At 62.5% G+C, this 14639-nt stretch carries 15 protein-coding genes; 7 read left to right on the top strand and 8 right to left on the bottom strand.

The annotated features are described in order from the left end of the window. Nucleotides 1-179: 179 nt before the first annotated feature. Nucleotides 180-2066: an acyl-CoA synthetase gene (locus BMZ35_RS09400; protein ID WP_093093276.1), complete on the top strand. Its 1887-nt coding sequence runs from the start codon at nucleotides 180-182 to the stop codon at nucleotides 2064-2066. A gap of 177 nt (nucleotides 2067-2243) precedes the next feature. Next, on the top strand, nucleotides 2244-3740 hold the full coding sequence (glpK, locus tag BMZ35_RS09395; RefSeq protein ID WP_093093274.1) for a glycerol kinase GlpK: 1497 nt from the start codon (nucleotides 2244-2246) through the stop codon (nucleotides 3738-3740). Here the strand turns inward: glpK and BMZ35_RS09390 are convergent. Then, nucleotides 3737-4939, bottom strand: a complete 1203-nt coding sequence (locus BMZ35_RS09390; protein WP_242654748.1) for a glycerate kinase type-2 family protein — start codon at nucleotides 4937-4939, stop codon at nucleotides 3737-3739. The two genes, glpK and BMZ35_RS09390, sit on opposite strands and share 4 nt — an antisense overlap. 31 nt (nucleotides 4940-4970) lie before the next feature. On the opposite strand from BMZ35_RS09390, the gene BMZ35_RS09385 reads away from it, so the two are divergent. Next, nucleotides 4971-5492: an alkylphosphonate utilization protein gene (locus BMZ35_RS09385; RefSeq protein WP_093093272.1), complete on the top strand. Its 522-nt coding sequence runs from the start codon at nucleotides 4971-4973 to the stop codon at nucleotides 5490-5492. Between the two features lie 2 nt (nucleotides 5493-5494). On the opposite strand, the gene dtd is transcribed toward BMZ35_RS09385, so the two are convergent. From dtd to metF, 4 genes are all read right to left on the bottom strand, one after another. Continuing rightward, the gene (dtd, locus tag BMZ35_RS09380; RefSeq protein ID WP_093093270.1) at nucleotides 5495-5932 is read right to left on the bottom strand and encodes a D-aminoacyl-tRNA deacylase; all 438 of its coding nucleotides are present in this window, start codon (nucleotides 5930-5932) and stop codon (nucleotides 5495-5497) included. Continuing rightward, a complete protein-coding gene (locus BMZ35_RS09375; protein WP_093093268.1) occupies nucleotides 5920-6837 on the bottom strand; it encodes a carbohydrate kinase family protein in 918 nt (305 codons plus the stop codon). The genes dtd and BMZ35_RS09375 overlap by 13 nt, the downstream gene beginning before the upstream one ends. Nucleotides 6838-6978: 141 nt before the next feature. Next, a complete protein-coding gene (locus tag BMZ35_RS09370; protein ID WP_093093266.1) occupies nucleotides 6979-7485 on the bottom strand; it encodes a PaaI family thioesterase in 507 nt (168 codons plus the stop codon). 86 nt (nucleotides 7486-7571) lie between these two features. Further along, the gene (gene metF, locus BMZ35_RS09365) at nucleotides 7572-8438 is read right to left on the bottom strand and encodes a methylenetetrahydrofolate reductase [NAD(P)H] (RefSeq protein ID WP_093093264.1); all 867 of its coding nucleotides are present in this window, start codon (nucleotides 8436-8438) and stop codon (nucleotides 7572-7574) included. A 98-nt stretch (nucleotides 8439-8536) separates the two neighbouring features. Between metF and BMZ35_RS09360 the strand changes: the two genes are divergently transcribed. Further along, a complete protein-coding gene (locus tag BMZ35_RS09360) occupies nucleotides 8537-9442 on the top strand; it encodes a LysR family transcriptional regulator (protein WP_093093361.1) in 906 nt (301 codons plus the stop codon). A 4-nt stretch (nucleotides 9443-9446) separates the two neighbouring features. On the opposite strand, the gene BMZ35_RS09355 is transcribed toward BMZ35_RS09360, so the two are convergent. Together BMZ35_RS09355 and BMZ35_RS09350 are read right to left on the bottom strand one after the other, a co-directional pair. Beyond that, nucleotides 9447-9953, bottom strand: a complete 507-nt coding sequence (locus BMZ35_RS09355) for a GFA family protein (protein WP_093093262.1) — start codon at nucleotides 9951-9953, stop codon at nucleotides 9447-9449. A gap of 78 nt (nucleotides 9954-10031) precedes the next feature. Continuing rightward, the gene (locus BMZ35_RS09350; RefSeq protein ID WP_093093260.1) at nucleotides 10032-10244 is read right to left on the bottom strand and encodes a hypothetical protein; all 213 of its coding nucleotides are present in this window, start codon (nucleotides 10242-10244) and stop codon (nucleotides 10032-10034) included. 89 nt (nucleotides 10245-10333) lie between these two features. Between BMZ35_RS09350 and BMZ35_RS09345 the strand changes: the two genes are divergently transcribed. Beyond that, on the top strand, nucleotides 10334-11230 hold the full coding sequence (locus BMZ35_RS09345; protein WP_093093258.1) for a LysR family transcriptional regulator: 897 nt from the start codon (nucleotides 10334-10336) through the stop codon (nucleotides 11228-11230). A 151-nt stretch (nucleotides 11231-11381) separates the two neighbouring features. After that, complete coding sequence (locus tag BMZ35_RS09340; protein ID WP_093093256.1) at nucleotides 11382-12416, top strand: Hint domain-containing protein; 1035 nt, start codon at nucleotides 11382-11384, stop codon at nucleotides 12414-12416. A 202-nt stretch (nucleotides 12417-12618) separates the two neighbouring features. Here the strand turns inward: BMZ35_RS09340 and BMZ35_RS09335 are convergent, their stop codons facing one another. Continuing rightward, nucleotides 12619-13659, bottom strand: a complete 1041-nt coding sequence (locus BMZ35_RS09335) for an NADP-dependent oxidoreductase (protein WP_093093254.1) — start codon at nucleotides 13657-13659, stop codon at nucleotides 12619-12621. Between the two features lie 186 nt (nucleotides 13660-13845). On the opposite strand from BMZ35_RS09335, the gene BMZ35_RS09330 reads away from it, so the two are divergent. Beyond that, complete coding sequence (locus BMZ35_RS09330; RefSeq protein WP_093093252.1) at nucleotides 13846-14637, top strand: inositol monophosphatase family protein; 792 nt, start codon at nucleotides 13846-13848, stop codon at nucleotides 14635-14637. Nucleotides 14638-14639 lie beyond the last annotated feature (2 nt).

Here is a 14639-nt window from a genome sequence, read left to right as displayed (position 1 = left end):
GCTTGATGCCGCACGTTTGTGGGCCGTAGGGTTTTACGCAACGTCCCGGAGGCTTCTGACCCAAGGTCAGGGCTGGCCAAAAGCTTGCGGGATTACGATTTAGCCTGCATCCTTGATGCAAACATATGACAGGCGCGCGGAAAACCGCGTCGGAACAGATAACTGGGGGGAGACCGGATATGAGCTTCGCATCGCTCGAAGACCTGAAACAGATCGAACAGGAAATGGCGTGGGAGGATCGCGGCCTTCCGGTAACGCTTTATGACATGCTGGTGCGGACCCGTGACAAGTATCCCGACCGCCCGGCCGTGTCCTATCAGCTTTTGTCGGGCCCCAATGACAAGGCCGAAACCCTGACGTGGTCGCAGCTTCACGACAAGGTCGTGCAGGCGGCCAACCTCTTCCGTTCGCTCGGGGTCAAGGAAGACGACACCATCGCCTATGTCCTGCCCAACTCGAACGAAACCCTGATCACCATGCTCGGTGGCGCGATCGCCGGGATCGTCAACCCGATCAACCCGCTGCTGGAACCCGAACAGATCGCCGCGATCCTGCGCGAAACCAATGCCAAGGTGGTGGTGACACTCAAATCCTTCGTCAAGACCGACGTGGCCCAGAAAGTGGCCGAGGCTGTGCGCCACGCACCCAAGGTGCACACGGTTCTGGAGGTCGACCTGGTGCGTTACCTGACCCCGCCCAAAAGCTGGATCGTGCCGCTGATCCGGCCCAAGAACCCGGATGCCGTGGCGCATCACGCCGATCTCAAGCCGTTCAACAAGGAACTGCGAAAACAGAACACGACGCTGGATTTCGAGGACCGGAAGGTGGATCGCGTCGCGGCCTATTTCCACACCGGCGGCACCACCGGCATGCCCAAGGTGGCACAACATAAATATTCCGGCATCGTCTATAATGGCTGGCTCGGCCACCGCCTGCTGTTCACCGAAAAAGACAGCGTGATGTGTCCGCTGCCCCTGTTCCACGTTTTCGCGGTGCACGTGATCGTCATGGCGGTGATCTCGGCAGGGAGCCATGTGGTGTTCCCGACGCCTGCAGGTTATCGCGGTGACGGGGTGTTCGACAATTTCTGGAAATTGATCGAGCGTTGGAAGACCACCTTCATCATCACCGTGCCGACCGCCGTTTCGGCGCTGATGCAGCGCCCGGTGGATGCCGATGTCTCGACCGTGAAAACGGCCTTCTCCGGGTCCGCGCCGATGCCGATGGAACTGTTCAAACGGTTCGAGGAAGCCTGTGGTGTGGACGTGGTCGAGGGCTATGGCCTGACCGAGGCGACCTGTCTCGTGTCCTGCAACCCGCCCACCGGCGCCAAGAAGGTTGGCTCGGTGGGTCTGCCTTTCCCCTATACCGACGTGCGGATCGTGCGCGAAAGCGAAGACGGGCTGGTGGAATGCGCCACGGACGAAGTGGGCGAGATCTGTGTCTCCAACCCGGGCGTCTTTGCGGGCAACACCTATACCGAGACCGACAAGAACAAGGATCTCTTCTACAAGGAAAAATACCTGCGCACCGGCGATCTGGGCCGGGTGGACGGGGATGGGTATCTCTGGATTACCGGCCGCGCCAAGGACCTGATCATCCGTGGCGGTCACAATATCGACCCTGCCGAGATCGAAGAGGCGCTGCTGACCCATCCCGCGGTTGCCTTTGCCGGGGCCATCGGCCAGCCCGACGCCCACGCGGGCGAGGTGCCCTGTGCCTATGTCGAACTGGTCGAAGGTGGCAAGGTGACGGACAAGGAACTGATGGAGCATTGCAAGGTGCATGTTCATGAGCGCGCCGCCCATCCCAAGCATGTCGAGGTTCTTCCGGAGCTTCCCAAGACGGCCGTGGGCAAGGTGTTCAAGCCCGACCTGCGCAAATCCGCCATCACCCGCGTCTACAATGCGGCGCTGGAAAAGGAAGGCGTGCCTGCGCGCGTGACCTCGGTGCTGGATGACAAGAAACGTGGGCTCGTGGCGCAGCTGAGCAACAACGGCGATGCGACCGAGGAAGAAGTCGCCAAGGTTCTGGGCGCGTTCACCCGCCCTTGGGAGTGGGTGTAAGCCGGCCGCAGGAGGGGGCCAGCCCCCTGGTTTGAAAATGCCCGCATTTTCAAACGCCACCCCCGGGGTATTTTTGGAAAAAGAAAGAGCAGGGGCGCGGCGGTGGCTGCGCCCTTTTCACATTGATGGGGCCTTGTGGGGGGCCTAGTCTGAATCCGAGTATTGGAGGAGGGGCGCATGGGACATGTGCTGGCAATAGATCAGGGCACCACTTCGAGCCGGGCGATCCTGTTTGACGGAGCGATGCGACCGGTGGCGTCGGCGCAGGAGGAATTCGCCCAGCATTTTCCGCAATCGGGCTGGGTCGAACATGATCCGGCGGACCTGTGGCGCACAACCGTCGAAACCTGCCGCGAGGTGATGGCCAGTACGGGCATTGACGTCGCGGAGATTGCCGCGATCGGCATCACCAACCAGCGCGAGACCACGCTAGTCTGGGATCGGGCGACGGGGGAGACGGTGCATCATGCAATTGTCTGGCAGGATCGGCGCACCGCGGCGATGTGCCGGGATCTGAAGGCGGCGGGCCAAGAGGGGCGGGTGCGCGACATCACCGGTCTGCTTCTGGACCCGTATTTTTCCGGCACCAAGGTGGCGTGGATACTGGACAACGTGGCGGGCGCGCGCGCGCGGGCCGAGGCCGGGGAACTGCTGTTTGGCACGGTGGATTGCTACCTGATCTGGCGTCTCACCGGCGGGCGTGTGCATGCGACGGATGCCACCAATGCGGCGCGGACCCTTCTGTATGATATCCAGGCCGGGGATTGGTCCGCCGAGATGTGTGCCTTGTTGGACGTACCAATACAGATGTTGCCGGACGTGCGCGACTGTGCGGATGATTACGGCGAGACCGACCCGGAGATTTTTGGGGCGCCGATCCCGATCCGGGGCGTGGCCGGGGACCAGCAGGCCGCCACCATCGGGCAGGCCTGCTTCCAACCCGGGATGCTGAAATCGACCTATGGCACGGGCTGTTTTGCGCTCCTGAATACCGGGGACAGTCCGGTTGCCTCGACCAACCGCCTGCTGACCACCATTGCCTACCAGCTTGACGGCAGGCCGACCTATGCGCTGGAGGGGGCGATTTTCATCGCCGGGGCCGTGGTGCAGTGGCTGCGGGACGGGGTGAAGCTGATCGAGCATGCCCATGAAACCCATGCTTTGGCCGAGGCGGCCGATCCTGGACAGGAGATGATCCTTGTGCCCGCCTTTACCGGGCTGGGCGCGCCCTACTGGGCGCCCGAGGCGCGCGGGGCGGCTTTTGGCCTCACGCGCAATTCAGGTCCGGCTGAATTCGCGCGTGCCGCACTTGAGAGTGTCGGGTTCCAGACCCGCGACCTGCTGGAAGCGATGCATGCGGATTTCGCATTTCACGGTGACACCGTATTGCGAGTGGATGGCGGCATGACGGCCAGCGACTGGGCCATGCAGTTTCTCAGCGACATTCTTGGTGCGCCGGTGGATCGCCCCGAAGTGCTTGAAAGCACGGCCCGGGGCGTGGCGTGGCTGGCGGGCATGCGGGTTGGGGTCTATCCGGATATGGACGGGTTTGCCGGGACATGGGCGATGGAACGCCGATTCACGCCCAAGCGGGACGATGACTGGCGCGATGCGCGCTATGCGGCGTGGAAACGTGCAGTGGCGGCCACGCTGATCGCCGCCGGTGAAAGCTAGGTTTTGAGCGCCAGCGCGAGGTCCATCACATTCGTGCCCGTTGGGCCGGAAGTGAACAGCGCCCCCCGGTTGCGCAGGAAACGCCCGCTGTCTGCGGCGCGTAGCGCGGCACGCGCGCCGTCCCCCCATGTCGTCCCATCCACGAGCCCGCCCGCAGCCGTCGTTGGCCCGTCGGTGCCATCCGTGCCCGCCACCAGAACGCTGAGCCGTTCCTGCCCGGCGATCTTCTCGGCCAGCGCAAGCGCCAGCGCCTGATTGCGCCCGCCCTCGCCGGGATCGGGGGGCAGGGTGACGGTGGGTTCCCCGCCCAGGATGTGCAAGCCCGTTGCGCTCTGGCAAAATACCGGGCCAAGCCGGGAGGCGAGCGTGAAAACGTCGTCATAAAGTGTTTCCGCGTTGTCCAGCACCGGAATGCCAAGAGCCTTGGCGCGTGCGGCACAGGCGTCGCGGGCGATGGCGTTGGATGCTACGATGAACGGATCAAAAGAAAAGCGCACCGCGTCCGGCACGTCCCCGATGCCGGAGCCGATCACGGAAAGCGCGTCGCCTTCGACATCCGAGATCGCCAGCGTTGTCACCAGCGCGCCCCGGAACCTGGCCAGGAGCTTGCCCGCCTTGATGTCGGACATGTTCTGCCGCCGTGCGTTCATGGCGTGGATATCCAGCCCCTCTGCGAGAAGGCGGCTGTTCTCGGCCTGTAGCGCGTGCAGGGAAAGACCGGCGGCAGGCAGCTCGGCCAGCGCGGAGGCGCCACCTGAGACAAGCATCAAGAGATGCGTGTCTGCCCCCAAGTCGCGTACCGCGCCAAACAGTGCCCTGCCGCCGCGCAGCGAGTTCTCGTCTGGAACCGGATGGGCGGCCTCGATCACGTCAATACGGGGATCAAGCCCCTCGGCGTGGCCATATTTGGTCACGACCAGCGTCGGGATATCGACGCCAAAGAAATCACGCGCTGCCTGCGCCATGCTGGCCGCCGCCTTGCCCACGGCAAGGATGCGGTCGGGCCGGGCCACCTGTTCGTGTGCCAGCGCGGTCGTGACCGCGCGATCCCCGCGCACCGCATCAACGCCCGCCTGCCAGATGTCTTTCAGAATTTCCGCACGGTCCATGAACGCCCCCATTTGGGTGGCAGAATGCCCCAGCCCCGCGGCACTGACCAGCCCCGGTTCGGGATGGACAAGCGGATCGAACCCGGTCATGCAATGGCCAGCCAATCCAAGGAGCCTGCCCATGTCCGACCAATGTGCCCTATGTGCCGCGACCGACGCGGTTGCGCTTGTGCAGGTTACCCCGCGTGACGACCAGATCGCGCTCTGCGCCACCTGTCAGGACGGCGTGGAAAACGGCCCCGTCGACGCGCCGCACTGGCAATGCCTGCATGACGCAATCTGGAGTCAGGAGGCTGCGGTGCAGGTTGTGGCGTGGCGCCTGCTCAAGGGCCTGAGCGAGGCAGTCTGGGCGCGGGATCTGCTTGATATCGCCTATCTGGAACCGGATGTGATGGACTGGGCCGAGTCGGGTTTGCCTGATCCCGACGCGCTTGAGCACCGCGACAGCAACGGCGCGCTTCTCTCTGCCGGGGACAGCGTGGTTCTGATCAAGGACCTGCCGGTGAAAGGCGCCGGGTTCACTGCCAAGCGCGGCACGGCAGTGCGCAACATTTCTCTCGTGCCGGACAATGCCGAACATATCGAAGGCCGGGTCGAGGGGCAGCGCATCGTGATCCTGACGAAATTCGTCAAAAAGAGCTAGGATCAGACCTCCATCCAGATCGTGACCGGACCGTCATTCAAGAGGCGCACCTTCATATCGCCGCCAAATAGCCCCTTGGCGATGGGCACGCCTTGGGCTGCCAGCTGGGTCGCAAAATACTCGTAAAGCCGTTCGCCCTCGGCAGGGGCGGCGGCGGTAGAAAAGCCGGGGCGGTTGCCGCTCCGGGTATCGGCGGCCAAGGTGAACTGCGATACCACCAGCGCGGCGCCACCACTGTCCAGAACCGACCGGTTCATCTTGCCGTTCTCGTCAGTGAAAATGCGCAGCTTGGCGACCTTTGCGGCCAGCTTGTCAGCCTGCGTCTCGCTATCGCCCTGCATGGCACAGACCAGCACAAGAAGGCCGGGACCGATTTCGCCGATGACGGCGCCGTCGACTGTGACCGAGGCTTCTGAAACACGTTGGATCAAGGCGCGCATGACAGCTCCTTCAAGGTTGGGGGATTGGCGCCGGGGCGCGTGACAGAGAGAGTTGCGGCCCGCACACCCTTCTCCGCCGCGCCCCTGAGCGTGGTCAGGTCGGCCCGCGCAAGATCGGCGGGGGTCGCAAGATCGGCTTGGGCAAGCCCGGTCAGGAACCCGGCATTGAACGTGTCACCCGCGCCGACGGTGTCGCTGACTTTTGCCGCTGGTGCAGGGACATGCTGGGCACCGTGGCGGGTAAACAGCGTGACACCATCCGAGCCGTGGGTGTGGATTACCACCGAGGCGCGTCCGGTCAGAAGCTGTTCCGGCGGGTCGGGCCGCAGCCAGTCGATATCCTCGTCCGAAAGCTTGATCACGTCCGCCATGGCCATCATCCGGTCGAGGCGTTTGCGGTAATCTGCGTCCTGTTCTGCAATCAGCGCGGGGCGGATATTGGGGTCGAGCAGGATCACCCGCTCTGCGCCTGCCATCTGCATCAACGCCTCGAACGCCCCCGCAGCGGGGCGATGGATCAGACAGAACCCGCCGAATACCAGTGTCGAGATGCCGTCAAGCGGCGGAAGATGCAGCGGGCTAAGGCTTCGGGTGGCGCTGTCCTGATCGTAGAAACTGAAGCTCTGGCTGGTCTCGGTGCGATGGATGAAGGCGAGTGTTGTCGGGGAGTCGAGGATCGGTGCGCGCCCAAGGTCGATCCCTTCCCCCGCCATCGCATCGCGCAGGGTGCGGCCAAAAACATCATCTGAAAGACCGCCAAAAAAGCCGACCGGCTGATCCAGCCGCGCCAGTGCAATTGCAGTGTTGAGCGCCGCCCCTCCGGGCACCGGGCGGAACACGGGCGCCCCATCGCGCGCGGTTTCGGGGATCATGTCGATCACGGCTTCGCCGCAGCAGAGAAACATCGCGCCAGCCCTTTCATGCGCAGGTCGCGCGACTTTGGGACAAGGCCGCGGCAAACGCAACCGGGGAGGGGGCCAGCCCCCTCGTTTGAAAATCAGGGATTTTCAAACTTCACCCCCGGGGTATTTCTGGAAAAAGAAAGATCAGGGCTGGCGGCGCGGGCCATCCATGACGATGCAGGTGGTGGAGCCGGTGGCGTAAAGCTTGCCATCGTCGAGGCCCTTGATTTCGCCGTCAGCTATTCCGGTGGAACGGCCTGCATGATGCACCGTGCCGATGGCCAGCACCCGTGTGCCGATCGGGATCGGGCGGATGATGTTGATCTTGTATTCGAGGGTTGTGTAGATCTGGCCCTTTTTCAGCATGGTTTGCACGGCGCAAGCCATGCAGCTGTCGAGAATGGTGCCATACCAGCCGCCATGCACGGTGCCGATCGGGTTCATGACCCTGAACTCGGGCGTGCCTTCGAAGATCACCTTGCCTTCTTCGGCGTGAACAGGACGAAAGCCCAGCGTCTGGCCGATGGGCGGGCCGGGCAGGCGCCCTTCGATGATGTCCTGCATGAACTCGAGCCCAGAGCGCGACAGGATCGTGTCGATATCAGCCAGCTCTTCGGGGCTTTTGGCATAGTGATGAAATGTGTCGGGCATGGGCGCGGCCTCCTGAACTCCTCCCTTTCAGGAGGCCGCAAATTGCGCCTGTCCGCAAGCCTTGGGGTTGCGATAGGCGCGTTCCGTTACGCAACGTTTTCCAGTCGTACCTGGGGCACCACGCCCAAGGCATGGCATACGTCGCGCGTCAACTCGGGGCGGTTCAGCGTGTAGAAATGCAGCGCTTCGACCCCTTCGTCAAGCAAGTCGGAGCAAAGCTCGGTGCAGATCGCCGTGGCCAGCAGGTCCTCGCGCCCGTCGCGCACGGCCTTTTCAAAAGCGTCGTCCAGCCACGCCGGCACATCGGTGCCGCAGCGGCGGGCAAAGTTGCGCGCACCTTTCCAGTTCTCGATCGGCAGGATGCCCGGTACGATCGGCGCGTCGATCCCGGCCTTGGCACAGGCATCCCGGAACCGCAGGAAGGTTTCGGCTTCGAAGAAGAACTGGGTCAGGGCCTCGCTGGCGCCCGCGTCGATCTTGCGCTTGAGCCAGTCGATATCGGCCTTTTGATCCGCTGCTTCGGGATGCTTTTCGGGATAGGCGCCCACGCGGATGGTGAACCTGCCCGTATCGGCCAGCGCCGCGATCAGGTCGACCGAGTTGGCAAACCCTTCGGGATGGGGTTCGAACCCGGCGCTGCCCTTGGGCGGGTCGCCGCGCAGGGCGACGATCTCGGATACACCAGCGGCCGCAAAATCATCCGCGATTTTCAGCGTCTCTTCCCGCGTGGCGTTGACGCAGGTCAGGTGCGCCGCCACGTTCAACCCGCTGGATTTGTGCAAGGTGGCCACCGCATCGCGCGTCAGGTCGCGGGTCGTACCACCGGCGCCATAGGTCACCGAAACAAAGCGTGGGTCAAGCGGCGCGAGGGCCTGAACCGTATCCCACAGGCGGAACGACGCTTCCAGATTCTGCGGCGGGAAGAATTCAAAGGAAATATGAGGTGCGGTCATTTTATCAGGTCCAAAACTTGTTGTTGCCCTCATGTCTCACAAATGGCAAATGTGAGCAAACTCATAATCCTCAAGAACGTCATGAGTCTCATATGAAGATGCATATCGAATTCCGGCACCTTCGCACGGTGCGCGCCATTCATGAATGTGGCGGGCTGGCGCGGGCGGCCGAACAACTCAACATCACCCAGTCGGCCCTCAGCCATCAGATCAAGGGGCTGGAAGAGCAGGCCGGGGTGGAGCTTTTCGTGCGCCGCTCCAAGCCGATGAAGCTCTCGGCGGCGGGGTTGCGGCTCTTGCGGCTGGCCAACAAGATCCTGCCCGAGGTCGAGGCGCTCGAGGCCGAATTCAACGGGCTGCGCGATGGCAGCTCGGGGCGGCTTCATATCGCGATCGAATGCCATGCCTGTTTCGAATGGCTGTTCCCGGTGCTTGAGAAATTCCGCAAATCCTGGCCTGACGTGGATGTCGACATCCGCCCCGGACTTGCCTTTGACGCGATGCCTGCGCTGCAAAAGGAAGAGGTCGATCTCGTGGTATCCTCGGACCCCGAGGATCTGCCAGGCGTCTCTTTCTCTCATCTCTTCGATTACAACCCCGTCTTCGTGGCGGCGGCCCAGCATCCCTTGGCTCAAAAAACCTGGATCGAGGCCGAGGATTTCCGGGGGGAAACCCTGATCACCTATCCGGTGGAGCGGGCGCGGCTCGATATCTTTTCGCAGCTTCTGACCCCGGCCAAGGTGGAACCGGCGGCGATCCGGCAGGCAGAGCTGACGGCGGTGATCCTATTGCTGGTGGCGTCCAACCGGGGGGTCTCGGTGTTGCCGGATTGGGTGGTGCGCGAGGTCAAGTACTCCTCGGATTACGTCACTCGTCCCCTGACCGAAACTGGCATCACACGGCAATTGTTTGCCGCCACACGCAACGACGATCTGGAAAAACCCTATATGCGTGATCTCATCCGTCTGGCGGGAGAAGAGGCGCGGCGGCTTCAGGAGGTTTGAGGCCCTAGCGCCCCAAGGCCATGTCGAGCCGCGCCTTGATCAGCCGTCCGAAAAGACGCATGGGAAACCGGCGATAGGCCGGGGCATCCTGCGGCAGGGGCAAATCCGACTGCCGCTTGCGAATGTTGGTGCGCATTTCAACCGGAGGCAGGGCGCCCTCCTCAAACCGGTTGCGATAGGTCGACACCCAATGGCCGGGCTTGAACTTCAGGTACATTGCCGAATTGCAGCAGGTAGCCACGAACCGTTGGGTCGGGGCCTTGTCGCGCAGCTTGATCCCCTGCAAAAGCTCCGCGCCTGCGACACAGCGAAACCGGTCATCGCGATAGGCCAGGTACGACGCACCGCCATCGGCCTCCAACACCGGGCCCGCGCCGTTGCGCGCTTCGATCATGCGCCCCCCAGCCTGACAATCGCCGCAGTAACACATCGCCGTCAGGATCGGCGGGCCCGCCGCCTCGCAGACAACCTTGCCGCATCTGCACCGCGCGCGTCTGATGATTTGATCCATGCAAGCGATCCCGAGTGGGGGCAAAAGCGCCCGCTTTGGATCAGGTTAACCAGACCGCAGGGCAGCAACGACACCCGATCAGTATTGCCCCGGATATGCTCCCATCATCGCCTGCACATCCAGATCGCTGGAAAACGCATCCGGGTTGCGGGCCATCATTTCACGGATGAAAGCCCGACGTGCGCGATTGTCCTCGGGACTGTCGGGATTGCGGCGTCCCGTGCGGCGACGCTCAAAAAAAGACAGGATGCCGAAGCGGAAAAACGGGCGGGGGGCAGTGACCTCAAACATGGTGAACTCTCCTTTGGAACTCTCTTGATCAGGCTACGCCGCGCCGATTTCGCTTGGTATCCGCTGCAGAGTTGTGCTGTTCTACAAAAATGAATAACCGTTTTCGCAACTGGTCCGATCTGCGCGTCTTCCTTTCCGTGGCTCGCGCGGGGTCTACCCTTGCTGCGTCGCGTGATCTAGGCATGGCGCAACCAACGGTGGCCAGGCGCATTGATGCGCTTGAACACGCCTTGGGCCTGACGCTGTTTGAAAGGGACACGCGCGGGTTTCGGCTGACGCCCGAGGGGCAGTCCCTGCTGCCTGCAGCCGAGGCCGTCGCCAACACGATAGCCGCCTTTTCCGACCAGGCGCAGGCAATCGCGGGTCCGCGCCCCATTCGAGTAACCGGTTTCGTTGCCAATCTCGAAGGGGCAGCGGCCCGGATTCTGAGCGAGTTTTCAGGACTGTACCCGGACGTTCAGTTCGAATTCCTCGCCGTTTTGAATCTGCTCGATCTTACGGCCAACGAGGCGGATATTGCGCTGCGTGTAACCTGGTCGGAACATGACCCATCGCTGATCTGTCGGCATGTCAGCAATCCACAATTCACGCTCTTCGGCGCCCCGGCCTATGCAGAAAAATACGGACTGCCGCGCAGCCCCGAAGAGATGGCGGGCCATACCGTGCTGTCATGGAAACGCGACGATACCGCCCCGGTGTTACATGATTGGATTTGTCGCCACCTTCCCGGCAACCGCGCCTCCCGCTCCTATTCCGAAGTCGCGGTCAAGGATACCGCCGTGCGCGCGGGGCAGGGGCTGGGGCTCATGAATGTAAGGCTGGTCGCCCCCGAGGTAGAGGCCGGGACCCTGATCCGCTGTTTCGATCCGCCGGAAGAACTGACCGCATCTCATGATATTCTTGTGGCGCCGGACGCCTGGCGCCGCCCCGAGGTCAAGACATTTGTCCGCTTCTTTGCGCCACGCTATGCGGCGCTCTTTCGTTAGACGCGTCTTCATGTTCTTTGAATGAAACTTGCAGTGCCGTGACGAATCTTTCGGCATTCTCCCCCTGACGCAAGCCCCGGTTGGCCGCCATGTTCCTCCTTGTCTGCACAAAAGCACATTCGGGGGAGGACTTTCGGGTCCTTGAAAACACATGCCAACAACCTTCAACGCCATTTCCTTGGGCGCGCTTGCCGATATGGACACGTCCGAAGGCAACAACACCGCCGAGAACGCCAGCGCGCTGGTTGGCCTGACATTCGGGTCGGCTGGCGACGCGCTCGTCAATGATTTTGTCGAAATCTCCGCCAGCGGCGATCCCGGCACTTTCTACGATATGGACAACAGTCCCGCCGACCAGTTCACGGTCGACGGTGGCGCCCCCCAGACCTTTGACGGCACGTCGGTCTATTCGGCCACGATCACCTATGTCGACGGCACCACTGCCACGATTTCTGCGGTGATGTTTCAGGATACCGATGGCAACGCCTACCTTGCGCCGGAATTCTCTGCCAATGCGGATCAGGCCGCGCTCGAAGCCGCGCCAATTCGCTCGCTGACACTGGACAGCTTGATCGGCAATACCTGGAGCGGGCTGACGTCCAGTCGCCAGGAATGGGATTATGCCGTCTGTTTCACCGCCGGTACCATGATCATCACCCAGCAGGGCGAACGCCCGGTGGAAGAGCTTCTGCCGGGCGACATGATCCTGACCATGGATAACGGGTTTCAGCCACTGCGCTGGACCGGTCAGCGCACCGTGCCCGCGCAGGGCAAACTTGCCCCGATCCATTTCGAACCCGGCGCGCTTGGGAATGATCGGCCATTGCGTGTCTCCCCCCTGCACCGGATGCTGGTCGCAGGCTGGCGCGTCCAGATGCATTTCGGCGAACGCGAAGTTCTGGTCCCGGCCATGAGCCTCGTGAACGACAGATCGGTGCGCCAGATCGAAGGTGGGGAGGTGACCTATGTGCACATCATGTTCGACCGCCATGAAATCGTCTATGCCGAGGGTATCCCCAGCGAAAGCTTCATGCCCGGTGAACAGGGCCTGACGGCAATGGGCGAAGCTTGTCGCGACGAGATCTATACGCTGTTCCCCGAGTTGCGGGAGATCGGCCTGACCGCCTATGGCCAGGACGCCCGCACCAGCCTGCGAGGGCGGGAGGCGCAGCTTCTGTTGCATTGAAGCGAACAGAAAAAGGTTAACGCCGGAACACCGCGTGGCCCGATACGTTCATCGCACGATTTTGGGTACGCATACCGACGCAATACCGACGTGATACCGATGCAAAACCGAAGCCGGTTTTGCCTGTTAACCAAGGTCGATCAGCCGATTCGCACGCGGCGTGCCGGAAATTCTCCGGCGCGCCGCAGCAAGGTCTCGTTAATCAGATCACCTTGACGATCTGTTTGCCCTTGTTGCCGCCCTTGAGCATGGAGCGGAACGCGGCCGGGGCGTTCTCCAACCCTTCTGCAACATCCTCGACGAACTTGATCTGGCCGGTGGCCAGAGCCGGGCCCACTTCCCGAAGGAAATCGGGGTAGCGATCAAAGTGGTTCGAGATGATGAAACCGTTGACCGACAGGAAATTCACAAGGATCGTGCGCCACAAGCGCGGCCCGGTGAGTGCTTCCATCGAGGCATCGCCGCCAAGCGCGCCTGCATTGTACCATGCGATCATGCCGCAAAGGGGAATGCGTCCGAACGGGTTCATCATTGGCAGCACCGCATCCAGCACCTTGCCGCCGACATTCTCAAAATAGATGTCCACCCCGTTGGGGCAGTGTTCCTTGAGTGCGGCGCGCAACTCCTTGGCGCTGTCATAAGCGCGGTGGTCGACACAGGCGTCAAACCCATAAACCTCTGTCGCCATTTGACATTTGTCCGCACCACCGGCGATGCCGACCACGTTCAGCCCGCGCATCTTGGCCACCTGGCCCACCATCGAGCCGACCGGGCCGGTTGCGGCGGCGACGACCAGCGTCTCACCTTCCTTGGGCTTGCCCAGCTCGGTCAGACCATACCAGCCGGTAAAGCCCGGCATGCCCAGCACCCCAAGCGCGGTAGTGATCGGGGCCAGCGTAGGGTCAAGCTTGCGGGTCTCCGCACCCTTGGCGATGCCGTGCGTGGCCCAGCCGGTCATGGCAAACACGAACTCGCCGGGCTGGAACGACGGGTGGTTGGAAACAATCACTTCGCCCACCGAGCCCGCTTCCATCATCCCGTCAATCGGCACGGGTGCGGCATAGGATTTGGCATCGTCCATGCGTCCGCGCATGTAGGGATCCAGTGAAAAATAGTGATTGCGGATAAGTATTTCACCCTCCGCCGGAGTTGGCAGGTCCACGGATTCCAGTCGGAAATTCTCGTCTTTTGGCTCGCCGTCCGGGCGGCTGGCCAGCACAATGCGCTGCATCTGGTCTGTCATGGCGTCTCTCCTTTATCTGCTGCAAGCAAGGGTGGGTTTCCCGGCGGCACTTGGCAAGCCCGGGCATGCTTGACGCACGGGCATGTGACGTGGCGTTCCGGACGCACACGGCAAGCGGGCTAAGGCCCTTGGCAAAAGGGGAATTGCGGCGTATACGCGCGCTCTGAGCCAAAAGGAGCCCCAGCCATGCCAGGCAGCGCAAATCTCAACATCATGATGAAGGCCGCCCGCAAAGCAGGCCGGTCGCTGGTTAAGGACTTCCGCGAGGTCGAGAACCTTCAGGTGTCGATGAAGGGCGCAGGTGACTTCGTCAGCAAGGCAGATCTGCGGGCCGAGGAAATCCTCAAGGAAGAGCTTCTTGGCGCGCGCCCGACCTATGGCTGGCTGGCCGAAGAAGGCGGTGAGATCGAGGGCAAGGACCCGACACGCCGCTGGATCGTGGACCCGCTGGATGGCACCACCAACTTCCTGCACGGCCTGCCGCACTGGGCGATCTCCATCGCACTCGAGCACAAGGGCAAAGTGGTTGCGGGCGTGATCTTTGACGCGGCCAAGGACGAGATGTTCTATGCCGAAAAGGGTGAGGGCGCGTGGCTCAACGACAGCCAGCGCCTCCGGGTTTCGGGCCGCTCGCGCATGATCGAGTCGGTCTTTGCCACGGGCCTGCCCTTTGGGGGCCGCGCCGACCTGCCTGCAACCCTTCAGGACCTCGCGCGGCTTTTGCCCGCCACCGCAGGTGTGCGCCGCTGGGGTGCGGCTGCGCTCGACATGGCCTATGTGGCCGCCGGACGTTACGAGGGGTTCTGGGAACGCTCGCTGAACGCGTGGGACCTTGCCGCAGGCATGATCATCGTCAAGGAAGCAGGCGGGTTCGTCGAACCGATTGACCCCGAAGGGGATATTCTGGAAGACGGCGAAGTGGTCTGTTCCAACGAGCCGATCTTTTCGCAATTCGCCAAGGTCATCCGCAACGGTTGAGC

It is taken from the genome of Shimia aestuarii (genome assembly GCF_900114635.1).
GTDB classification, from domain to species: Bacteria; Pseudomonadota; Alphaproteobacteria; order Rhodobacterales; family Rhodobacteraceae; genus Shimia; species Shimia aestuarii.
Note: the sequence above shows the minus strand (reverse complement) of the source record. Positions and strands in the feature narration are given on the sequence as shown.

Coding starts and splice junctions, on each gene's coding strand:
- BMZ35_RS09400 (WP_093093276.1), top strand. CDS start 180: ATGAGCTTCGCATCGCTCGAAGACCTGAAACAGATCGAACAGGAAATG.
- glpK (WP_093093274.1), top strand. CDS start 2,244: ATGGGACATGTGCTGGCAATAGATCAGGGCACCACTTCGAGCCGGGCG.
- BMZ35_RS09390 (WP_242654748.1), bottom strand. CDS start 4,939: ATGACCGGGTTCGATCCGCTTGTCCATCCCGAACCGGGGCTGGTCAGT.
- BMZ35_RS09385 (WP_093093272.1), top strand. CDS start 4,971: ATGTCCGACCAATGTGCCCTATGTGCCGCGACCGACGCGGTTGCGCTT.
- dtd (WP_093093270.1), bottom strand. CDS start 5,932: ATGCGCGCCTTGATCCAACGTGTTTCAGAAGCCTCGGTCACAGTCGAC.
- BMZ35_RS09375 (WP_093093268.1), bottom strand. CDS start 6,837: ATGTTTCTCTGCTGCGGCGAAGCCGTGATCGACATGATCCCCGAAACC.
- BMZ35_RS09370 (WP_093093266.1), bottom strand. CDS start 7,485: ATGCCCGACACATTTCATCACTATGCCAAAAGCCCCGAAGAGCTGGCT.
- metF (WP_093093264.1), bottom strand. CDS start 8,438: ATGACCGCACCTCATATTTCCTTTGAATTCTTCCCGCCGCAGAATCTG.
- BMZ35_RS09360 (WP_093093361.1), top strand. CDS start 8,537: ATGCATATCGAATTCCGGCACCTTCGCACGGTGCGCGCCATTCATGAA.
- BMZ35_RS09355 (WP_093093262.1), bottom strand. CDS start 9,953: ATGGATCAAATCATCAGACGCGCGCGGTGCAGATGCGGCAAGGTTGTC.
- BMZ35_RS09350 (WP_093093260.1), bottom strand. CDS start 10,244: ATGTTTGAGGTCACTGCCCCCCGCCCGTTTTTCCGCTTCGGCATCCTG.
- BMZ35_RS09345 (WP_093093258.1), top strand. CDS start 10,334: ATGAATAACCGTTTTCGCAACTGGTCCGATCTGCGCGTCTTCCTTTCC.
- BMZ35_RS09340 (WP_093093256.1), top strand. CDS start 11,382: ATGCCAACAACCTTCAACGCCATTTCCTTGGGCGCGCTTGCCGATATG.
- BMZ35_RS09335 (WP_093093254.1), bottom strand. CDS start 13,659: ATGACAGACCAGATGCAGCGCATTGTGCTGGCCAGCCGCCCGGACGGC.
- BMZ35_RS09330 (WP_093093252.1), top strand. CDS start 13,846: ATGCCAGGCAGCGCAAATCTCAACATCATGATGAAGGCCGCCCGCAAA.